Origin of the sequence: Staphylococcus sp. T93, from assembly GCF_016743875.1 — a bacterium.
Lineage (GTDB): Bacteria > Bacillota > Bacilli > Staphylococcales > Staphylococcaceae > Staphylococcus > Staphylococcus aureus.
Genome location: NZ_CP068247.1, coordinates 266192 through 285588, shown reverse-complemented (window position 1 = coordinate 285588; position 19397 = coordinate 266192). Strand labels below are relative to the sequence as shown.

Sequence of the window (19397 nt, the reverse complement as noted above, 5' to 3'; positions counted from 1 at the left end):
ATTGTTATATTACTATGTATTCTTAAATTTGTTTAAAAAATTAATGCTTTAAATTGATGTATAATGGGAATAAGAAATAAATAAAAACGACCCGCACGATTAACGTACGGGTCCACTACTAAAGGGAGTCAAATTTTTACCTTCGTTTGTATCATGCAGCGTTTTACACATACTTTTAAGAGATGTTTATTCGTTATCGAAGGTACACCTTTATTATAACTTATATCATTTTTATTAAAATACAATTCAAAAAAAGTTATTGACATATTATTGTCTAAATAATGTATAACCTTTGAACAACAATAATGATTATTAAATAGTAACTAAATACAAAATTACATGGGGTGAATGATAATGAAACAATACTTAATTACTGGTGGGACTGGTATGGTTGGATCTCAATTAGTTAATGAAATTAAAAAATCAGATTCACATATCACGATATTAACGCGACACGACCAAATTTCAAATGATAAGAAAATTTCATATGTCAACTGGGCTAAATCTGGGTGGGAACACAAAGTTCCTCAAAATATCGATGTGGTCATCAACTTAGCAGGTGCTACATTGAATAAACGATGGACACCGGAATATAAACAAACGCTAATGCTAAGTAGAATTCAATCTACGCAAGCTTTATATGAATTGTTTAAATCACGTAATAAAGCACCTAAAGCTTTATTTAATGCTAGTGCCACTGGTTACTATCCTCCTGATTTATTTATGAGTTACACAGAAGTTTATAAAACTTTACCTTTTGATTTCTTATCAGATATTGTGTATCAATGGGAACGTTTCGCACAACAATTTGAACAATTAGGTACACGAGTTGTCATCGGTCGTTTCGGTATAATTTTATCGAATGAAGGCGGTGCGTTACAAACAATGAAACTACCATACGAATATTACATTGGTGGTAAATTAGGTTCTGGTCAACAATGGTATTCATGGATTCATATCAATGATTTAATTCAAGCTATTTTATTTTTAATAAATAACGAGTCAGCTAGTGGTCCGTTTAATTTAACTGCACCTATACCTGAACGTCAAAATTTATTTGGCTACACTTTAGCAAGAGCTATGCATAAGCCTCATGAAACTTGGGCACCAAGTCTTGCAATGCGTCTCATACTTGGTCAAATGTCAACAGTAGTATTGGATACTCAAAAAGTATTACCTAATAAAATTCAAGCATTGGGATTCCAATTTAAATATAGTAATTTAAAAATGGCACTTGAAGATTTAATTAAAGAATAATCAATACCATTAATGAGCATTAGAAACAACATATGTACTAAATGTAATGTCTAGAGCGACTTACAAACAAAGGATTGAAATGTTCCTTTCAATGTCTACTTTGAAGGGAACATTTCATATAGTTACGGTTCAACTAGCTTCATTCAATCATATTTCCGCTCAAAGTATAGTAAACAAATTATTGACACCTTGGTTTACTCATACAAAAAGAGCAGACAGCTTAGTCTACTCTTTACTTTGAATTATTTTGTTTCAGGTACCATCACTTCATCAATTAAGCCATATTCTTTAGCTTCTTCTGCAGTTAAGAAGTTATCACGATCTGTGTCTTTTTGTATTTTTTCAATACTTTGACCAGTACGCTCTGATAAAATGCGGTTTAATTTTTCACGTGTTTTTAAAATGTGATTTGCAGCAATTTCGATTTCAGTTGCTTGTCCTTGAGCACCACCTAATGGTTGGTGAATCATTACTTCTGCATTTGGTAACGCGAAACGTTTACCTTTTGCACCAGCTGCTAATAAGAATGATCCCATTGATGCAGCCATACCGATACAAATTGTTTGAACATCAGGTTTAATGTGTTGAATTGTATCATAAATCGCAAAACCAGCTGTTACACTTCCACCTGGTGAATTAATGTATAAATAAATATCTTTCTCTGAGTCTTGCGCTTGTAAGAATAATAACTGTGATACGATTGAATTTGCTACGTTGTCATCAATTTGTGAACCTAACATAATAATACGGTCTTTTAATAAACGTGAGTATATATCATATGCACGTTCACCGCGGTTTGTTGTTTCAATAACTGTAGGAATTAAATTCATCTATATTTCCTCCTTGTAATAACTGTTACTCATTATTTTACATATTAAGTCAAATTTGGTCAAACACTTTGACTTTAAATAGTTACATTGTTTGACGCTTTTCTCTTTCCTTTGTAAACTGATAATATCTATTTTAGATTGTACTTATTTTACTTCTCATAGTACAGAGATATGATTACATATTTGCTCCTTGTGGTGTAATGGATAACACGTAAGATTCCGGTTCTTAAGATAGGGGTTCAATTCCCTTCAAGGAGGCTGTTTTAATAAAATACAATACTTTTCAATACAGAGAATCCCGCAATGTCGGGATTCTTATTTATGCTGATTTTGTTTTTGTCTATGATCAGGGACTTTCAGGGACTCAATTAATTATCACATTCATATTTTCTTATGACCAAATTGATACATATGATGCTATTTAATGAGAAAATTAGGCATCACTTGGTTATTGAATTTCCTTCATTAAACTTTCCAGCTCAATTTAATAGTTAGTCGACTATTATTCATTAAACACTTTTTAATCATAAAAAAGTGTTTTTGATAATTCACTACCAAAAACACCTTCTTACTTATAATTCTATTTGTTCACCATTTCTAATCTTATCGGCTAAATCATTCAGTTTTCTTAATCGGTGATTTACACCTGATTTTGAAATTGGACCAGTTGATACCATTTCTCCAAGCTCTTTCAACGAAATTTCTTGATGTTCTACTCGAATTCTAGCAATCTCTCTCAACCTGTCTGGTAAATTTTCAATACCAATTTCTTTATCAATCAATTTAATGCTCTCAACTTGTTTCATCGCAGCACTAACTGTTTTATTTAGATTGGCCGTTTCACAATTAACGAGTCGGTTAACAGAATTACGCATATCTCTTACAATACGTACGTCTTCAAATTTTAATAACGCTTGATAGCCACCTATCAAACTAAGAAAATCCGAAATCTTTTCCGCTTCTTTTAAATACGTAATACTTCCTTTTTTTCGCTCTAAATGTTTGGCATTCAACTCATAACTATTCATTAGTTTCGTTAAGCCTTCTGCATGACTCTCATTTTGAGAAAAAATTTCCAAATGGTACGAAGATGTTTCAGGGTTATTCACTGAGCCACCTGCCAGAAAAGCTCCTCTCAAGTAACTGCGTCTCATTTCGTCATCTTGAATCATTGAATGATCAATTTCATGCGTAAAAATGCCGTCTTTTAAAATTCCTAATTCATCAAGAATTTCTTTCGCTTTCATCTTTGTACGACAAATATAAATATTATTTTTTTTAAGTTTCATTTTTTTACGGACTAATATTTCAACTTCCACATTAAAGACACGTTTAATCAACGAATAAATACGTCTTGCCGTTGTTGCATTTTCCGTTTGAACATTTATAACAAATTGTTGATTTGAAAGACTAAGTGCACCATTCATTCGAATCAGTGCACTGAGCTCTGCTTTTGCATTCATTTCATCGACGTCTATTCTAGTTAATTCATTTTTCATTTCTGATGCAAAGCTCATCGTACAGTCATTCCTTTCTTATTTAAAACATGATTCACCTTAGAACCACTGTCTATTTTCATTTTTTTCACAGCTCTATTATCATATCATAATATGATTACGTTCTATATTATTTACGTTTATCACTTGGTACGAAAGGAATAGTACTAATTAATTCTAAAGCTATGTCATAAATCATTGTCGATAACACTTTAGTATTATGTCTTACTAAATGATTTTCAGAAATTTCAACTAAATTTGAAGATGTTTTTACATTTATGCTTTCTTTTTCAAGTTCAGCCTTATTAACTTCAACTGGTTTAGAATGTTTTTCTTCATATTTTTTCAAAACTTGAGCATTGAAAGTTTGTGTACTACAAATGACATAATCAATAAACGGTTGTCCAGCTTGTCTATGAATCGCATCGATATGATCTTTCACGCTATAACCATCTGTTTCCCCAGGTTGCGTCATCACATTAGAAACATATAGCTTAGGCGCATCAGAATGAATTAACGCATCTGAAATACCATTCACACATAAGTTAGAAATAACGCTCGTATATAATGACCCTGGTCCAAGAACGATTAAATCTGCTTCCCTTAAAGCATCGATTGCTTCTTCCATTGGTTGCACATCGTTAGGTTCTAAAAACACACGATCAATTTTTTTATGTTTTTTAGGAATATTTGTTTCTCCAAAAACAATTTCTCCATCTTCCATAACAGCATTTAATTGCACACTTGTATTTGTAGATGGAATGACTCTACCTTTAATATTTAAAATTTTACTTAATGCTTTAATGGCATGTCCGAAATCATTCGTAATATTAGTCATACCTGCGATTAATAAATTACCTAATGAGTGACCGCTAATTTGATTTTCTTCAAAGCGATACTGAAAAAGTTGGCTTAAAACTGACTCAGAATCACTTAAAGCTGCAATCACATTTCTGATGTCTCCTGGTGCTGGTATATCCATTTCATCTCTGATTTTCCCTGTACTCCCACCATTATCAGCAACTGTTACAATCGCCGTAATATCAATTGGGAATTCTCTTAATCCCCTAGCCATAACTGATAAGCCAGTGCCACCACCGATAAGTACAACTTTTATTTGTCTCATTTTTTCTCGCCACTTTCAATATGTGCGTCCCTATGATGCACATAAACATTATATTCAAATACTTCATTTAGATAATTACCTAGTCGTTCTGCTAATGCTACAGATCGATGTTGTCCACCCGTACAACCGATGGCAATTACTAATTGAGATTTCCCTTCTTTTTTATACCCGGGTATCATAAAATCTAACAAATCAGTTAATTTTTCAAAGAAAATCTCCGTCTCTTTCCATTTCATAACATAATTATAAACGTCTTTATCTAATCCTGTTAAAGGTCTTAAATCTACTACATAATATGGATTTGGTAAAAATCGTACATCAAATACTAAATCTGCATCCATCTGAATCCCATGTTTAAAACCGAAACTTGTGACATTAATTGTAAAAGTTTCAAACTCTTCATCTTCATAGTATCGACGAATGCGTTCTTTTAATTCTTTAGGTGATAACTTTGTAGTATCTATAACAAAATTAGCTATACTTCTAATTTGAGACAAATGCTCTCGCTCATCATTAATTGCATTGATTAACGATCTTTTACCTTGTTCCATCAAAGGATGTGCACGACGCGTTTCCTTATATCTTGAAATTAATTTTTCAGTACTTGCTTCTAAAAACATAACATCAATGATGACGTCACTTTCACTTTTGACTTTATCCACTACTGCAACTAATGAATTAAATAGTTCCTTACCTCTTAAATCAATTGCAATTGCCACTTTTCTTAAGGATGGATTTCCTTGTTCCATCAACTCTACAAATTTAGGCAATAACACTGGTGGTAGATTATCTACACAAAAATATCCCATGTCTTCTAAACATTGAATAACCAAAGATTTACCTGCGCCAGATAAACCTGTTACAACTAATAGTTCACTTTTACTTTTTTCTTTTTCATTATTATCCATTATTTTTTCACCGCCAAAACGAATTTCATGATGTTAATTTAAATGTTCTATGACAAAATTAAGCAACGATGTTTTATATTTATTTCCAACTATGTCTAGATTAAATTTCTAAAAATATACATCATTTAAAAGGAGCTTGGGACATAAATCAATGTCCTAGGGTCTATAATATTATATTGCTAGTAGTTGACTGAATGAAAATGCGCTTGCAACAAGCTTTTTTCAACTCTAGTCAGGGGCCCCAACACAGAGAATTTCGAAAAGAAATTCTACAGGCAATGCGAGTTGGGGTGTGGGCCCCAACACAGAGAATTTCGAAAAGAAATTCTACAGGCAATGCGAGTTGGGGTGTGGGCCCCAACACAGAGAATTTCGAAAAGAAATTCTACAGGCAATGCGAGTTGGGGTGTGGGCCCCAACATAGAGAAATTGGATTCCCAATTTCTACAGACAATGCAAGTTGGCGGGGCCCCAACACAGAAGCTGACGAAAAGTCAGCTTACAATAATGTGCAAGTTGGCGGGGCCCCAACACAGAAGCTGACGAAAAGTCAGCTTACAATAATGTGCAAGTTGGCGGGGCCCCAACACAGAAGCTGGCGGAAAGTCAGCTTACAATAATGTGCAAGTTGGGGTGGGACAACGATAAAGTAATACTTTTTCTATAGAAATTAGTATTTCTTATGCATGAGTTTTACTCATGTATTCCTATTTTTAAGTACACATTAGCTGTGGCTAATGTTTAAGAACCACTACATAATAAATCATTAGTGGCTCTTTATCATTTCTGTCCCACTCCCATAAAGTTATAAGTTTAATATAACATATAAAAAAACTAGAACTCATTGAAACGCACAAATGATACGTACTAAGTTCTAGTTTTCTATATAATTTGCTTTAATTTAAAAGTAAGACATTATTTTAACGCTGTGATGACACTATTAAAATAAATATCCAAATAATTTACAGCTCAACATCTTAATTCGACTTCGAATTAAGCTTGATCGTTTAAATGTTCAATATATTCCGCTGCACTTTGCGCTGCAATACTACCATCGCCAGTAGCAGTGACAATTTGGCGTAAACCTTTGTCGCGAACATCTCCTGCTGCAAAAATACCTGGTACTGATGTTGTCATATCATCTTTTGTTACAATATAACCAACATCATTTGTAATACCTAAGTCTTTAAATGGCGCTGTTAATGGTTTCATACCAATATAGATGAATACACCATCAGCCTCGTGTGTTTCTTCTGAACCATCTTTTGTAGACGTTAATGTCACAGAACCCACTTTGCCGTCTTTTTCATTAATTGATTTCAAAGTATGACTCCAAATAAAGTCGATTTTATCATTTTTGAATGCTCTATCTTGTAAAATACGCTGTGCACGTAACTCATCACGACGGTGAACGATTGTTACTTTGTCAGCAAATTTAGTTAAGAATGTTCCCTCTTCTACTGCTGAATCACCACCACCGATAACGAATAGGCGTTTATTTTTAAAGAATGCACCATCACATACTGCACAATAACTTACACCGCGTCCACCAAGTTCTTGTTCACCCGGAACACCAATTTTCTTGTATTCTGCACCTGTAGCAATAATAACCGCTTTCGCTGTTAATTCTTTATTACCAAAGTTAATCACTTTATATTCGCCTTTATCTTCTACAGATTTAATATCTCCATATTGATAAACTGCACCAAACTTTTTAGCGTGTTCAAACATTTTTGTAGATAAATCTGGACCTGTAATCATTTCGAAACCAGGGAAGTTCTCTACTTCTTCTGTATTAGCCATTTGACCGCCTGGAATACCTCTTTCAATCATAACTGTTTTTAAATTAGCACGTGATGCGTATACTGCAGCAGTCATACCAGCTGGACCTGCACCGATAATTGCTATATCAAAATCTATTTCAGTCATTTTATTAACGCCTCCTCATTATTAATCATTATGCGCATTATATAATAAATCTAACTTTTCATAAATCTATATGCTCAAGAGAAATTCAATCATTTTGTTCAGTTTATATTGTGTTATGCCTAACCATGTTGTAATTTGCTTCTTTGTAACGTTTCGAGGTTGATTTTTAAAATACAAATAAATAAACGCACCGATATATGGCTCAACATCAGTTAAATCTACTTTTTCAGCAATTATGAGTTCACCTTGATTAATCCATGCAACCATTACATCATTTTCACTTACAAATAATTCATTATGGTAAAGCGTTAATAAGCCGCGATGAATGAAGTCTAATTTATTGAGCGTTAAACCTTGAACTAAATACGTTAAATACAATTTCTCATAATTATTTAGATTTTCCAAAACCTGCCAAATACTTTCCGTCATCACAATTTCTTTACCATTTAATTGATCCAATAAAAAAATACCATATAAACGATAATGACTGTCATCACTTTGAAGTAATGGCAAAATATGTTGGTCAAAAACTTCTTTGCTATTTTCAATTACCCAAGGCGCATGTCCAATTTCCACTTTAGAAATTTGCTTCAATTTATCCCAGTAGTAATGACTTTCGTCTTCTTCACCTAAATAATAATAATTATATGCTAAAGCATTGTACATTTGAATTGATAAAAATTTCCCTTTTTTATATAAAGGGTACAACAATTGTTGTGATGCACGATACTGCTTTAAATAACTTAATACAATACCTAATTTAAAACTTTCATCGTCATTCATAGGTACAACTTTGTTTAATATTTTTAAATATTTTTGATATTGTTCATTTTCCTTAGTGTTATAAAGTAGCAAAGTATAATGGCATAATGCATATATATCTGTACTATCCTCTTGTAATAGTGCTTCGTACAATGCTTTAGCCGTATCATATTCACCGAGATATAAATAACACATTGCCAATAAATTACGTACTACACGATGATCTTGAACTTCTTGTGGTTGATGTAAGACATAATTCTTTGCATCTTTTAATCGACCTTGAGAAAAAAGATATTGGAATAGTATTTGAACTACAAACAATTGAGCTTCAAGTTCAATTTGTTCTTCACTTTGATATTTCACATCAAACATTTGATCTAATTCATCTCTATAATCTTGGTCGTCGCTAACAATAACATAATTAATACCAAACAAGAATGCCTTGTTTGGTTCGTTAACTTCAATGTTGAGCTGACTCAATTCATAAAAGCTATCTTCTAGATGCCTATTATAAATAATATTGTCATAAAATAAATGTTCTGCTTTTTTAGCAATACCAAGTTGCACTAGACATTGTGCATAATCAATTTGAATTTCCAGATCATCAGGTGACAATTCTAACACTTTTTCAAAGTATTCAGCAGCTCGTTTATATTCTCTTTGTTTAAACTTCTGTTTAGCCATTTTACGATAAAATGCATCATCAAAAGTCATTGGAATTACATTATTATTCTTTTGCGCCATAAAATTGTCACCTCCTAATCATTTTTATATACATAGGGTTGCCATATGCAAATCCATTATCCGGTATATCTTTTGAAACAACCGTACCAGCTGCAACTTTTACATTGTCACCAATCGTTATACCGGGTAAAATGGTAGCATTTGCACCAATCAAAGTGTTAGATCCTATCGTCACTGGTCCATAACGAAATTCATCAACTAATGCTTCATGCGTCAAAATTGTTACATTGTAACCAATAACACTGTTACTACCAATCGTAATCAGTTCTGGGTAAAAAATATCTAACATTACTTTATAAGCTATCGACGATTGATTACCGATATTAATATTTAAAAGTTGTTTATATATATGTCTTTTCAGTACCATACTTGGAATAAATTTCGAAAATTCAATGATAATTACATTCTTAAAAACTTTCGAAAATTTAACAAGACGGTATACACGCCATAAAGGGTTTGTATGATGATGTGTTTTTGATAAAAATTTCCTCAAACTATCACTACTTCACTTTTTTTGTTGGCCATGGAAGCGCCCCAACTTTGCTATACAACGGTGGATTATACTTAATCCTTCTATATACAATTAAACTTATACTTATTAAAATTAAAAGAATTGATACTAATTGTGCAACTCTAATATTACTTGTGAGCATTAAGCTATCTGTACGTAATCCTTCTATAAAGAATCGACCAATTGAATACCAAGTTAAATATAAAAAGAATGTTTCTCCTAATTTTAAATGTTTACGAATATTAACTAAGATAATAAATCCAGCGACATCCCAAATGGATTCATATAAGAATGTTGGATGATAATATTGGCCGTTAATATACATATTTTCTATTATAAAATTAGGCAAATGTAATTGTTCTAAAAAAGCGCGTGACACCGATCCACCATGTGCCTCGTGATTCATAAAGTTACCCCAGCGTCCAATTCCTTGCGCTAAAATTATACTTGGCGCAACGATATCACCAATTTGAAATGGGTTTAAATTTTTCACTTTACATACAATAACACCAGCAATAAAGCCACCTATTAAACCACCATGTATTGCTATTCCACCATGCCATATTTTAATAATTTCACTTGGATTTTCCGCGTAATATGGCCATTGGAAAATCACAAAATAGATTCGTGCCGCGATAAATCCAAATAGTGCACTATAAAAAATAATATCTACTAAAGTATCTTTATGTAATCCTGCTTTAACTAGTGCACGTTGTGCAACAAAGTAACCAAGTAATATTCCGACAGCAATGATAATTCCATACCATCGTACACTCAGTGGTCCTAAGTTAAATGCCACAGGATCTATATAGTTAAATACAATACCCATTCAACCTACTCCTCACTCTTATGACTGTTCTTGATAATTTCTTCATTTAATCTTTCACTAAATTCTTCGGCCGTGTTAATGCCCATGATATTTAATCGATAGTTCATTGCAGCGACCTCAATAATTACCGCAACATTTCTACCAGGTCTTACAGGTATTGTTTTTTTAGTGATTTCAGTATCTAAAATACTTAGCGTCTCTTCATTAAGACCTACGCGGTCATATAACTTTTGCTTGTTCCAGTTTTCCAAATTAATATTTAATCTAATTCGTTTTTCAGTTAATATTGAACCCGCGCCAAATAAAGTCATAACATTGATAATACCTAGTCCACGTATTTCTAATAGATGTTCTATTAACTTTGGTGGTTTCCCTATTAGTTCATCTTTATTAATTTGACGTATTTCTACATTATCATCTGCTACTAATCTATGCCCACGTTTAACTAATTCCAACGCAGTCTCACTTTTACCTATTCCTGAATCACCGGTAATTAGTACACCAACACCGTAAACATCTACTAAAACACCATGTAAAGATGTCGTCTTTGCAAGTGCATGCTCTAAAAACGTTGTTAAGCGACTCATTAAACTTGTAGTCGCATCTTTAGCAACTATAAGTGGGGTATTTAATTCTTTTGCAGCTTCAACTAATTCTTCTGGTGGCTGCAATCCACGTGTCACAATAATTGCAGGCGTTTCTGGTCTGCATAGTTTACGCATACGACCTGCGCGATCCTTATCTGGTAATAAATTGTAAAACGATAGTTCCGTTGTTCCTAATAGTTGTATTCTATCTGACGCATAATGTGAAAAATAACCTGCCATCTCTAAGCCCGGTCTTGATATATCAGCATTTTTAATTGGCTTCGATAGTCCTTCTTCACCAGCGATTAAATCTAACTTTAATGTTTCAACTAGTTTTTCTGTCGTTAACATGGGTTCACCTCAATTGTATTTATCCCTACTCTTACATCTCTTCTTATCATATCAAAAATATAACACCAATCTACATTGAAAAGCTAAAATAAATATTAATTGTTCATTATTGTTATTATTTTACAAGTCAATATCAATCATTAATTTATTGCTTGCTTAATTTACATGGTTCATATCGCCATAAAAGTCCGAGCCAAAAATCAATGACCTAAGCTCTACAATGATATATTGGAATTAGTTGGCGGGGCCCCAACATAAAGAATTTCGAAAAGAAATTCTACAAACAATGCAAGTTGGCGGGGCCCCAACATAAAGAATTTCGAAAAGAAATTCTACAAACAATGCAAGTTGGCGGGGCCCCAACATAAAGAAATACTTTTTCTTTAGAAATTAGTATTTCTTATGCATGAGTTGCACTCATGCATTCCTATTTTTAAGTACACAATAGCTGTGGCTAATGACAAAGAACCACTACATAATAAATCATTAGTGATTCTTTATCATTTCTGTCCCACTCCCAGTTCGATTTATGTTTAACTACTCTAGATTGACCCTATCTTAACATAATTCTTTTTACGCATCTTTTCTTTCTACTATTCATTACTAAATTAATAAAAAGAAGCGAAGGATAAATTTATAACATCCTTCACTTCTTTTAATCTTATTTATCTTCAGTATTTTGTTTATCTCGTTCAAGTACTTCTTTTAAATACTTTCCTGTATATGATGACTTTGTCTGAGCAATATCTTCGGGTGTGCCAGTCGCAACAATAGTACCACCGCCACTACCACCTTCAGGACCTAAGTCTATAATATAGTCTGCTGTTTTGATAACATCTAGGTTATGTTCAATAATTACAACAGTATCACCATTTTCAACTAATCGGTTTAATACTTTTAATAATCTACTAATATCGTCAACATGTAACCCTGTTGTCGGTTCATCTAGGATATAAATAGATTTACCAGTTGAACGTTTATGAAGTTCAGATGCAAGTTTCACACGTTGAGCCTCACCACCTGATAACGTTGTAGCTTGTTGACCTAATGTGACGTATCCAAGACCAACATCAACTAGTGTTTGTAACTTGCGCTTAATCTTAGGAATATTTTCAAAAAATTGTGTTGCTTCTTCAACAGTCATTTCTAAAATGTCAGCAATATTTTTACCTTTGTAAGTAACCTCTAGTGTCTCACGATTATATCGTTTACCATCACACACTTCACAAGGAACATAAACATCAGGTAAAAAATGCATTTCAATTTTAATAATACCGTCACCTTTACAAGCTTCACAGCGTCCACCTTTTACATTAAAACTAAAACGCCCTTTTTGATATCCTCGAATTTTAGCTTCATTTGTTTGCGCAAACACATCACGTATATCATCAAACACACCAGTATATGTTGCTGGATTAGAGCGTGGCGTTCTACCTATTGGTGATTGATCAATATCAATAATTTTATCAAGTTGATCAATACCTTCAATCTTATCGTACAATCCTGGCTTTACTTTAGATTTATTAATTTTTTGAGCTAATGATTTGTATAATACTTCATTTACTAATGAGCTTTTACCAGAACCTGATACACCTGTAACAACCGTCATGATTGATAGTGGTATGTCCACATCAACCCCTTTAAGATTGTTGCTTCTAGCTCCACGTATAGAAATTTTACGATCTGAAGCCGGTCTGCGATATTCAGGTACTTCAATACGTTTCTTACCACTCAAGTATTGTCCTGTTAATGATTTTTTATCTTTCATTACCTTTTGAGGAGTACCACTAGACACAATCTGCCCTCCATGTTCACCAGCACCAGGACCTATATCCACTAAGTAATCAGCCGCACGCATTGTATCATCATCGTGTTCAACTACAATTAAAGTATTTCCTAAATCTCTCATTTCTTTAAGTGTATTAATTAATCGATCATTATCTCTTTGATGCAGTCCAATTGATGGCTCATCTAATACATATAAGACACCAGTCAAACGCGACCCAATTTGCGTTGCTAATCGAATACGTTGTGCTTCACCACCTGAAAGTGTACCTGAAGCTCTGTTTAACGTTAAATATTCAAGTCCCACATTATTTAAAAAAGTGAGTCGGGAAATAATTTCTTTCAATATTTGATTTGCAATCGCTTGATCTTGTTCTGACAAATCAATGTTTTTATAATAGTTCAGCGCTTGACTGATTGAATATTCGACTACTTCACCAATATTTAAACCACCTACATAAACAGATAACGCTTCACGACTCAATCGCTTTCCATGACAAGTTTCGCAAGGTAGTTCAGTCATATATTTACTCATCATTTCACGTGTATATTCTGAAGGAGATTCATGGAATCGTCTACTTATATTAGGAACTACACCCTCGAAAACCATTGTTCGTTTTCTAGTACCACCTTGACGTTGTGTAAATGTAAATTCAATTTCTTTGTCACCAGAACCATACAATAAAATATCACGTTGACGTTCTGTTAACTTTTTAAAAGGTTTATCCATATTGATTTTATAAACTTCACAAACACGTTTTAACAATGTTGGATAAAAATCAGAACTCGTCGGTATCCAAGGTTCTATTGCACCTTCGTTTAGCGTCTTATCTTTGTCGGGAACAACCAAGTCTACATCGACTGTTAACTTTTGGCCTAAGCCATCACATGTCGGACAAGCACCAAAAGGACTGTTAAAGCTAAACATTCTTGGTTCTAACTCTCCGATTGAAAATCCACATATAGGACAAGCATGGCTTTCTGAAAACTTAAGGTCTTCCCCGTCAATGACATCGACTGTTAATTGTCCTTCTGAAAGCTCTAAGGCAGTTTCTATAGAGTCAGCTAGTCGTGTTTCAATTCCATCTTTAACAACTAATCGGTCTACAACAACTTCTATTGTATGATTCTTGTTCTTATCTAAAGTAGGTACATCATTTACATCAACAATTTCGCCATCGATTCTTAAACGTACATAACCTTTTTTACCAATATCTTCGATTAGCTTTTCATGACTACCTTTACGATGAGCGATGACAGGTGCTAATAATTGAATCTTTGTACGTGCCTCTAATTCCATAATGCGGTCAACCATTTGTTGTACTGTTTGCGATTCAATTTCTATATTGTGATTTGGACAGTAAGGTTTACCAACACGTGCATATAACAAACGTATATAATCATATATTTCTGTTACTGTTGCTACAGTTGATCTTGGATTTTTACTTGTTGTTTTTTGATCTATTGAAATTGCTGGCGATAATCCTTCAATTGTATCAACATCTGGTTTGTCCATTTGGCCTAAAAATTGACGCGCATAGGCACTTAATGATTCAACATAACGTCGTTGTCCTTCAGCATATATAGTATCGAATGCTAATGACGATTTACCTGACCCAGATAAACCTGTCATAACAATTAATTTATTTTTAGGTAGTTCGATATCAATATCTTTCAAGTTATGCGCACGAGCACCTTTTACTACTATGGATGGTTCTTTCATTTACTTGTCACCCTTCTGCTTTTAATTCAAATAACATATCTCTTAATTCTGTAGCTTTCTCGAAATCTAAATCTTTCGCTGCTTGTTTCATTTCTTTTTCTATATTGTCGATTGTCTTTTGACGTTCTTTTTTCGTCATCTTCTTAGGTATCACAGTTTGTGCTTTGTCATTATTTTCGTCATTTTCAACAGTAGCACTAATTAAATCATGTATTTTTTTATTAATTGTTTTAGGTGTAATACCATGTTTTTCATTATGTTTCATCTGTATTTCTCGACGACGTTGTGTCTCATCAATTGCATACTTCATCGAATCAGTCATTTTATCGGCATACATAATGACTTCACCTTTATCGTTACGCGCAGCTCTACCTATTGTTTGAATTAATGAGCGGTTAGAACGTAAAAACCCTTCTTTATCTGCATCTAATATGACAACTAGAGAAACTTCTGGTATATCAATACCCTCTCTTAATAAATTAATACCTACGATAACATCATATGTACCCATTCGTAAGTCTCTAATTATTTCAATTCGTTCTAATGTCTTGATTTCTGAATGCAGATAATTAACTTTAATACCCGCTTCTTTCATGTATGTGGTTAAATCTTCACTCATCTTTTTAGTGAGCGTTGTAACAAGTACGCGTTCATTACGCTCAACTCTTGTTTGAATTTCACTTAATAAATCGTCAATTTGATTTTCAGTAGGTCTAACCTCAATCTTAGGATCCAGTAAACCAGTAGGACGAATAATTTGTTCAACCATCTTATCCGTATGTTCAATTTCGTATGGTCCAGGCGTTGCAGATACATACACAAGTTGTTTTGTCTTTTCTTCAAATTCTTCAAATTTAAGTGGACGGTTATCTAATGCACTCGGTAATCTAAACCCATGATCCACCAAAACTTGTTTACGCGCTCTGTCTCCGTTATACATGCCTCGAACTTGCGGTAATGTCACATGTGATTCATCAATCATTACTAACCAATCATCGCCAAAGTAATCCAATAAAGTATATGGTGTCGAACCCAGTGGTCGCAAAGTTAAATGTACGGAATAGTTTTCAATTCCTGAACAGAATCCCATCTCTCGCATCATTTCTAAATCATAGTTGGTACGCTGTTCTAACCTTTGCGCTTCTAGTAATTTATTCTCATCTCGTAATTCTTTCAATCGTTCTTCCAATTCTTTTTCAATACGTTCAATCGCAACTTTCAACTTTTCTTCACGTGTTACGAAGTGAGAAGCTGGGAATATCGCAAAATGTTCTCTTTCTTTCAACACTTCACCTGTTAGGTAGTTAACTTCTCGGATACGGTCAATCTCATCGCCGAAAAACTCAACCCTTATACAAAGTTCTTCTTTAGAGGCTGGGAATATTTCCACTACATCACCACGCACTCGAAACGTTCCTCGTTGGAAATCGATGTCATTTCGTGTATATTGCACATCTACAAGTTTTCTAAGTAATTCACTTCTATCCATTTCCATACCAACTCGAACACTTACTACTAAATCTTTATATTCTTCAGGATTACCTAAACCATATATACAACTTACACTAGCAATAATAATTACATCATCGCGTTCAAATAATGCACTTGTAGCAGAATGTCGTAGTTGATCAATTTCATCATTGATTGAGGCATCTTTTTCAATAAAAGTGTCAGTAGACGGTACGTATGCCTCTGGTTGATAATAATCATAGTAACTTACAAAGTATTCCACCCTGTTTTCAGGAAAAAATTCTTTAAACTCACTATATAATTGTCCTGCTAATGTTTTGTTATGCGCGATAATTAACGTTGGTTTCCCAACTTCTTTAATAACATTACTCATCGTAAATGTTTTCCCTGTGCCAGTAGCACCTAATAAAGTTTGATGTCTTTTCCCCGCTTTAATACCTTCCACGATTTCTTTAATTGCTTGCGGTTGGTCACCTTGAGGCTCAAAATCAGAATGTATTTTAAAAGGATAATGTTCAACCATTGTCACATATGCCTCCTCTTTCAACGTATTATTTATATTTCCGCTCAACTCTTTGCTTTCTCATTACATATTTTAGCAAAGTAGTCACACAAAAAGCAAACGTTTGTTCGTAAAAATGTCGAACAAAGAAAAACAAACATAGTTGTGCTAACTATGCTTGCCTTAAATCAAATCGTTTATCTTGTTATTTTTAGTATGTAAATACACATTATATTAATCATCATTTTGTTTCAACAAATTTGTTTGAAACATTATTTTAAAGTTAATCTTAGCGATCTTCATCTTGATGTTTATGAAATTCGAGTTGATCTATAATTAAATAACCAGCTAATAATGACACTACATCAATAAAAATAATCCACTCGTTATGGAAATACTCTTTATAGATTGAGGCACCAATTAAAATTAATGTCAGAATAGTACCGACCCATTTACTTCTTGTTATTACACTAAATAATACTACCAAGACACATGGAAAGAATGCTGCGCTAAAATACCATATCATTCATTTTCCTCTTTTCTTTTATTTAAAATGTTCATGGTTGTTTCTCTTAATTCTGTTCTAGGTATAAAGTTTTCAGTCAACATTTCTGGAATGATATTATTAATAAAATCTTGTACAGATGCTAAATGGTCAAATTGAATAATTGTTTCTAGACTCATTTCATAAATTTCGAAAAATAATTCTTCGGGATTACGTTTTTGTATTTCTCCAAATGTTTCATAAAGCAAATCAATTTTATCAGCAACTGAAAGTATTTGGCCTTCTAATGAATCATCTTTACCTTCTTGCAGTCGTTGCTTATAAACATCTCTATATTGTAATGGAATTTCTTCTTCAATAAAGGTCTCTACCATTTCTTCTTCAACTTGCGAAAATAATTTTTTTAATTCACTACTCGCATATTTAACAGGTGTTTTTATATCACCAGTAAACACTTCGGCGAAATCATGATTTAATGCTTTTTCATATAAGCTTTTCCAATTAATCTTTCGTCCATGATATTCTTCAACTGTTGCTAGATATTGTGCAATTTTAGTTACTTTAAAGGAGTGTGCTGCAACATTGTGTTCAAAATATTTAAATTTTCCAGGTAATCTTATAAGTCTTTCCATATCTGATAATCTTTTAAAATATTGATGTACACCCATTTCAATTACCTCCTCCATTAATTAATCATAAATTATACTTTCTTTTTACATATCAATCAATTAAATATCATTTAAATATCTTCTTTATATAACTCTGATTAAATGATACCAAAAAATCCTCTCAACCTGTTACTTAAACAGGCTAAGAGGATAGTCTTGTCTTGATATATTACTTAGTGGATGTAATTATATTTTCCTGGATTTAAAATTGTTCTTGAAGATTTAACATTAAATCCAGCATAGTTCATTTCAGAAACAGTAATTGTTCCATTAGGGTTTACAGATTCAACAACACCAACATGTCCATATGGACCAGCAGCTGTTTGGAAAATAGCGCCAACTTCTGGTGTTTTATCTACTTTAAATCCTGCAACTTTTGCTGCGTAATTCCAGTTATTTGCATTGCCCCATAAACTTCCTATACTTCTACCTAATTGTGCACGACGATCGAAAGCATAATATGTGCAGTTTCCATAAGCATATAAGTTTCCTCTGTTAGCAACTGATTTATTGTAGTTATGTGCAACAGGTACAGTTGGTACTGATTTTTGTACTTGAGCAGGTTTGTATGCTACATTAACTGTCTTAGTTACTGCTTGCTTAGGTGCTTGCTTAACTACTACTTTTTTAGATGCTTGTTGTACAGGTTGTTTTACTACCTTTTTAGCTTGGCTTGCTTTTCTTACTGGTGATTTAACCGCTTTAGTTTGTTTCACTTTATTTTGAGGCACAAGTGAAATCACGTCACCAGGAAAAATTAAAGGTGTTACACCAGGATTGTATGAATATAATTGATTCAACGTTAAGTGATGCTCTAAAGCAATCTTATATAATGAATCGCCAGCAACTACTGTATAAGTTGTCGGTGATTGCGTTTGTGCTTGAACATTTGATACATAATTATGTTGAACAGGTGTTTTTACTTGTGTGCCATGTTGTTGTGCATGTGCTGCATTATTTAAAGCTAAAAAAGCTAACACTGACGAAACCGTCACTGTAAGAGATTTTTTCATCTTGCTGTCATTCCTTTGCTGTTAGTATTTTAAGTATGCAAATACTATAGCACAATACATTTTGTCAAAAGCTATTGTTATAACGATGTAATCAAATGGTTAACAATATAAAAAGAATACAACCTTTTATCATAGTGTAAAATGTATTCATACCATGTAATTGAGAACGTTTTCAATAATTAATTCAATACCTTGAAAATCGCCATAGGTAATATTACTAAATGCACACTGCATATGTTGTTTTAACAAACACAACTTTTAAAAAATATATTCTAACTCTATCTACCGAATTGTACTTAAATATTCATAAACAAATCATATTCCAAAATCTAATTTACAATTTATTTAGCTACCTTTAAAAAAACCAAAAACCGACGCCCTTTTAGAGCCTCGGTTTTAAA

Annotated in this window: 16 protein-coding genes; 1 reads left to right on the top strand and 15 read right to left on the bottom strand. The window is 33.0% G+C overall.

Annotation, left to right across the window (positions count from 1 at the left end; genetic code table 11):
- Window positions 1-354: 354 nt before the first annotated feature.
- On the top strand, window positions 355-1257 hold the full coding sequence (locus JG553_RS01365) for a TIGR01777 family oxidoreductase (RefSeq protein WP_000816295.1): 903 nt from the start codon (window positions 355-357) through the stop codon (window positions 1255-1257).
- A 242-nt stretch (window positions 1258-1499) separates the two neighbouring features.
- Here the strand turns inward: JG553_RS01365 and clpP are convergent, their stop codons facing one another.
- From clpP to JG553_RS01290, 15 genes are all read right to left on the bottom strand, one after another.
- Complete coding sequence (gene clpP, locus JG553_RS01360; RefSeq protein ID WP_001049165.1) at window positions 1500-2087, bottom strand: ATP-dependent Clp endopeptidase proteolytic subunit ClpP; 588 nt, start codon at window positions 2085-2087, stop codon at window positions 1500-1502.
- Between the two features lie 572 nt (window positions 2088-2659).
- A complete protein-coding gene (whiA, locus tag JG553_RS01355; protein WP_000006551.1) occupies window positions 2660-3604 on the bottom strand; it encodes a DNA-binding protein WhiA in 945 nt (314 codons plus the stop codon).
- Between the two features lie 109 nt (window positions 3605-3713).
- The gene (locus JG553_RS01350; protein ID WP_001248939.1) at window positions 3714-4709 is read right to left on the bottom strand and encodes a YvcK family protein; all 996 of its coding nucleotides are present in this window, start codon (window positions 4707-4709) and stop codon (window positions 3714-3716) included.
- Window positions 4706-5617 (bottom strand): RNase adapter RapZ, encoded by a 912-nt coding sequence (rapZ, locus tag JG553_RS01345; protein ID WP_000369722.1) that lies wholly within the window; start codon window positions 5615-5617, stop codon window positions 4706-4708. The genes JG553_RS01350 and rapZ overlap by 4 nt, the downstream gene beginning before the upstream one ends.
- 993 nt (window positions 5618-6610) lie before the next feature.
- Window positions 6611-7546 (bottom strand): thioredoxin-disulfide reductase, encoded by a 936-nt coding sequence (gene trxB, locus JG553_RS01340; protein WP_000134963.1) that lies wholly within the window; start codon window positions 7544-7546, stop codon window positions 6611-6613.
- Window positions 7547-7612: 66 nt separating this feature from the next.
- Window positions 7613-9052 (bottom strand): tetratricopeptide repeat protein, encoded by a 1440-nt coding sequence (locus JG553_RS01335; RefSeq protein ID WP_000057542.1) that lies wholly within the window; start codon window positions 9050-9052, stop codon window positions 7613-7615.
- A 7-nt stretch (window positions 9053-9059) separates the two neighbouring features.
- Window positions 9060-9545, bottom strand: coding sequence for an acyltransferase (locus JG553_RS01330; protein ID WP_001224793.1), 486 nt, complete (start codon window positions 9543-9545; stop codon window positions 9060-9062).
- A 7-nt stretch (window positions 9546-9552) separates the two neighbouring features.
- Window positions 9553-10392, bottom strand: coding sequence for a prolipoprotein diacylglyceryl transferase (gene lgt / locus JG553_RS01325; protein WP_000513308.1), 840 nt, complete (start codon window positions 10390-10392; stop codon window positions 9553-9555).
- 5 nt (window positions 10393-10397) lie between these two features.
- On the bottom strand, window positions 10398-11330 hold the full coding sequence (gene hprK / locus JG553_RS01320) for an HPr(Ser) kinase/phosphatase (protein WP_000958224.1): 933 nt from the start codon (window positions 11328-11330) through the stop codon (window positions 10398-10400).
- A 661-nt stretch (window positions 11331-11991) separates the two neighbouring features.
- Complete coding sequence (gene uvrA / locus JG553_RS01315) at window positions 11992-14838, bottom strand: excinuclease ABC subunit UvrA (RefSeq protein ID WP_000662681.1); 2847 nt, start codon at window positions 14836-14838, stop codon at window positions 11992-11994.
- A gap of 7 nt (window positions 14839-14845) precedes the next feature.
- Window positions 14846-16831, bottom strand: a complete 1986-nt coding sequence (gene uvrB / locus JG553_RS01310; RefSeq protein WP_000229253.1) for an excinuclease ABC subunit UvrB — start codon at window positions 16829-16831, stop codon at window positions 14846-14848.
- A gap of 268 nt (window positions 16832-17099) precedes the next feature.
- Window positions 17100-17336 carry a CsbA family protein gene (locus tag JG553_RS01305; protein ID WP_000638419.1) on the bottom strand — a complete coding sequence of 79 codons (237 nt, stop codon included), beginning with the start codon at window positions 17334-17336 and terminating at the stop codon, window positions 17100-17102.
- Window positions 17333-17983, bottom strand: a complete 651-nt coding sequence (locus JG553_RS01300) for a YfbR-like 5'-deoxynucleotidase (protein WP_000538141.1) — start codon at window positions 17981-17983, stop codon at window positions 17333-17335. Before JG553_RS01300 ends, JG553_RS01305 begins: the two co-directional genes overlap by 4 nt.
- Window positions 17984-18156: 173 nt before the next feature.
- On the bottom strand, window positions 18157-18996 hold the full coding sequence (locus JG553_RS01295) for a COG3942 and LysM peptidoglycan-binding domain-containing protein (protein ID WP_000749380.1): 840 nt from the start codon (window positions 18994-18996) through the stop codon (window positions 18157-18159).
- A 147-nt stretch (window positions 18997-19143) separates the two neighbouring features.
- Window positions 19144-19251, bottom strand: coding sequence for a hypothetical protein (locus JG553_RS01290; RefSeq protein WP_001790093.1), 108 nt, complete (start codon window positions 19249-19251; stop codon window positions 19144-19146).
- Between the last annotated feature and the right edge of the window lie 146 nt (window positions 19252-19397).

Coding starts and splice junctions, on each gene's coding strand:
- JG553_RS01350 (WP_001248939.1), bottom strand. CDS start 4,709: ATGAGACAAATAAAAGTTGTACTTATCGGTGGTGGCACTGGCTTATCA.
- uvrA (WP_000662681.1), bottom strand. CDS start 14,838: ATGAAAGAACCATCCATAGTAGTAAAAGGTGCTCGTGCGCATAACTTG.
- JG553_RS01335 (WP_000057542.1), bottom strand. CDS start 9,052: ATGGCGCAAAAGAATAATAATGTAATTCCAATGACTTTTGATGATGCA.
- JG553_RS01305 (WP_000638419.1), bottom strand. CDS start 17,336: ATGATATGGTATTTTAGCGCAGCATTCTTTCCATGTGTCTTGGTAGTA.
- JG553_RS01295 (WP_000749380.1), bottom strand. CDS start 18,996: ATGAAAAAATCTCTTACAGTGACGGTTTCGTCAGTGTTAGCTTTTTTA.
- hprK (WP_000958224.1), bottom strand. CDS start 11,330: ATGTTAACGACAGAAAAACTAGTTGAAACATTAAAGTTAGATTTAATC.
- lgt (WP_000513308.1), bottom strand. CDS start 10,392: ATGGGTATTGTATTTAACTATATAGATCCTGTGGCATTTAACTTAGGA.
- JG553_RS01365 (WP_000816295.1), top strand. CDS start 355: ATGAAACAATACTTAATTACTGGTGGGACTGGTATGGTTGGATCTCAA.
- rapZ (WP_000369722.1), bottom strand. CDS start 5,617: ATGGATAATAATGAAAAAGAAAAAAGTAAAAGTGAACTATTAGTTGTA.
- trxB (WP_000134963.1), bottom strand. CDS start 7,546: ATGACTGAAATAGATTTTGATATAGCAATTATCGGTGCAGGTCCAGCT.
- clpP (WP_001049165.1), bottom strand. CDS start 2,087: ATGAATTTAATTCCTACAGTTATTGAAACAACAAACCGCGGTGAACGT.
- uvrB (WP_000229253.1), bottom strand. CDS start 16,831: ATGGTTGAACATTATCCTTTTAAAATACATTCTGATTTTGAGCCTCAA.
- JG553_RS01300 (WP_000538141.1), bottom strand. CDS start 17,983: ATGGGTGTACATCAATATTTTAAAAGATTATCAGATATGGAAAGACTT.
- whiA (WP_000006551.1), bottom strand. CDS start 3,604: ATGAGCTTTGCATCAGAAATGAAAAATGAATTAACTAGAATAGACGTC.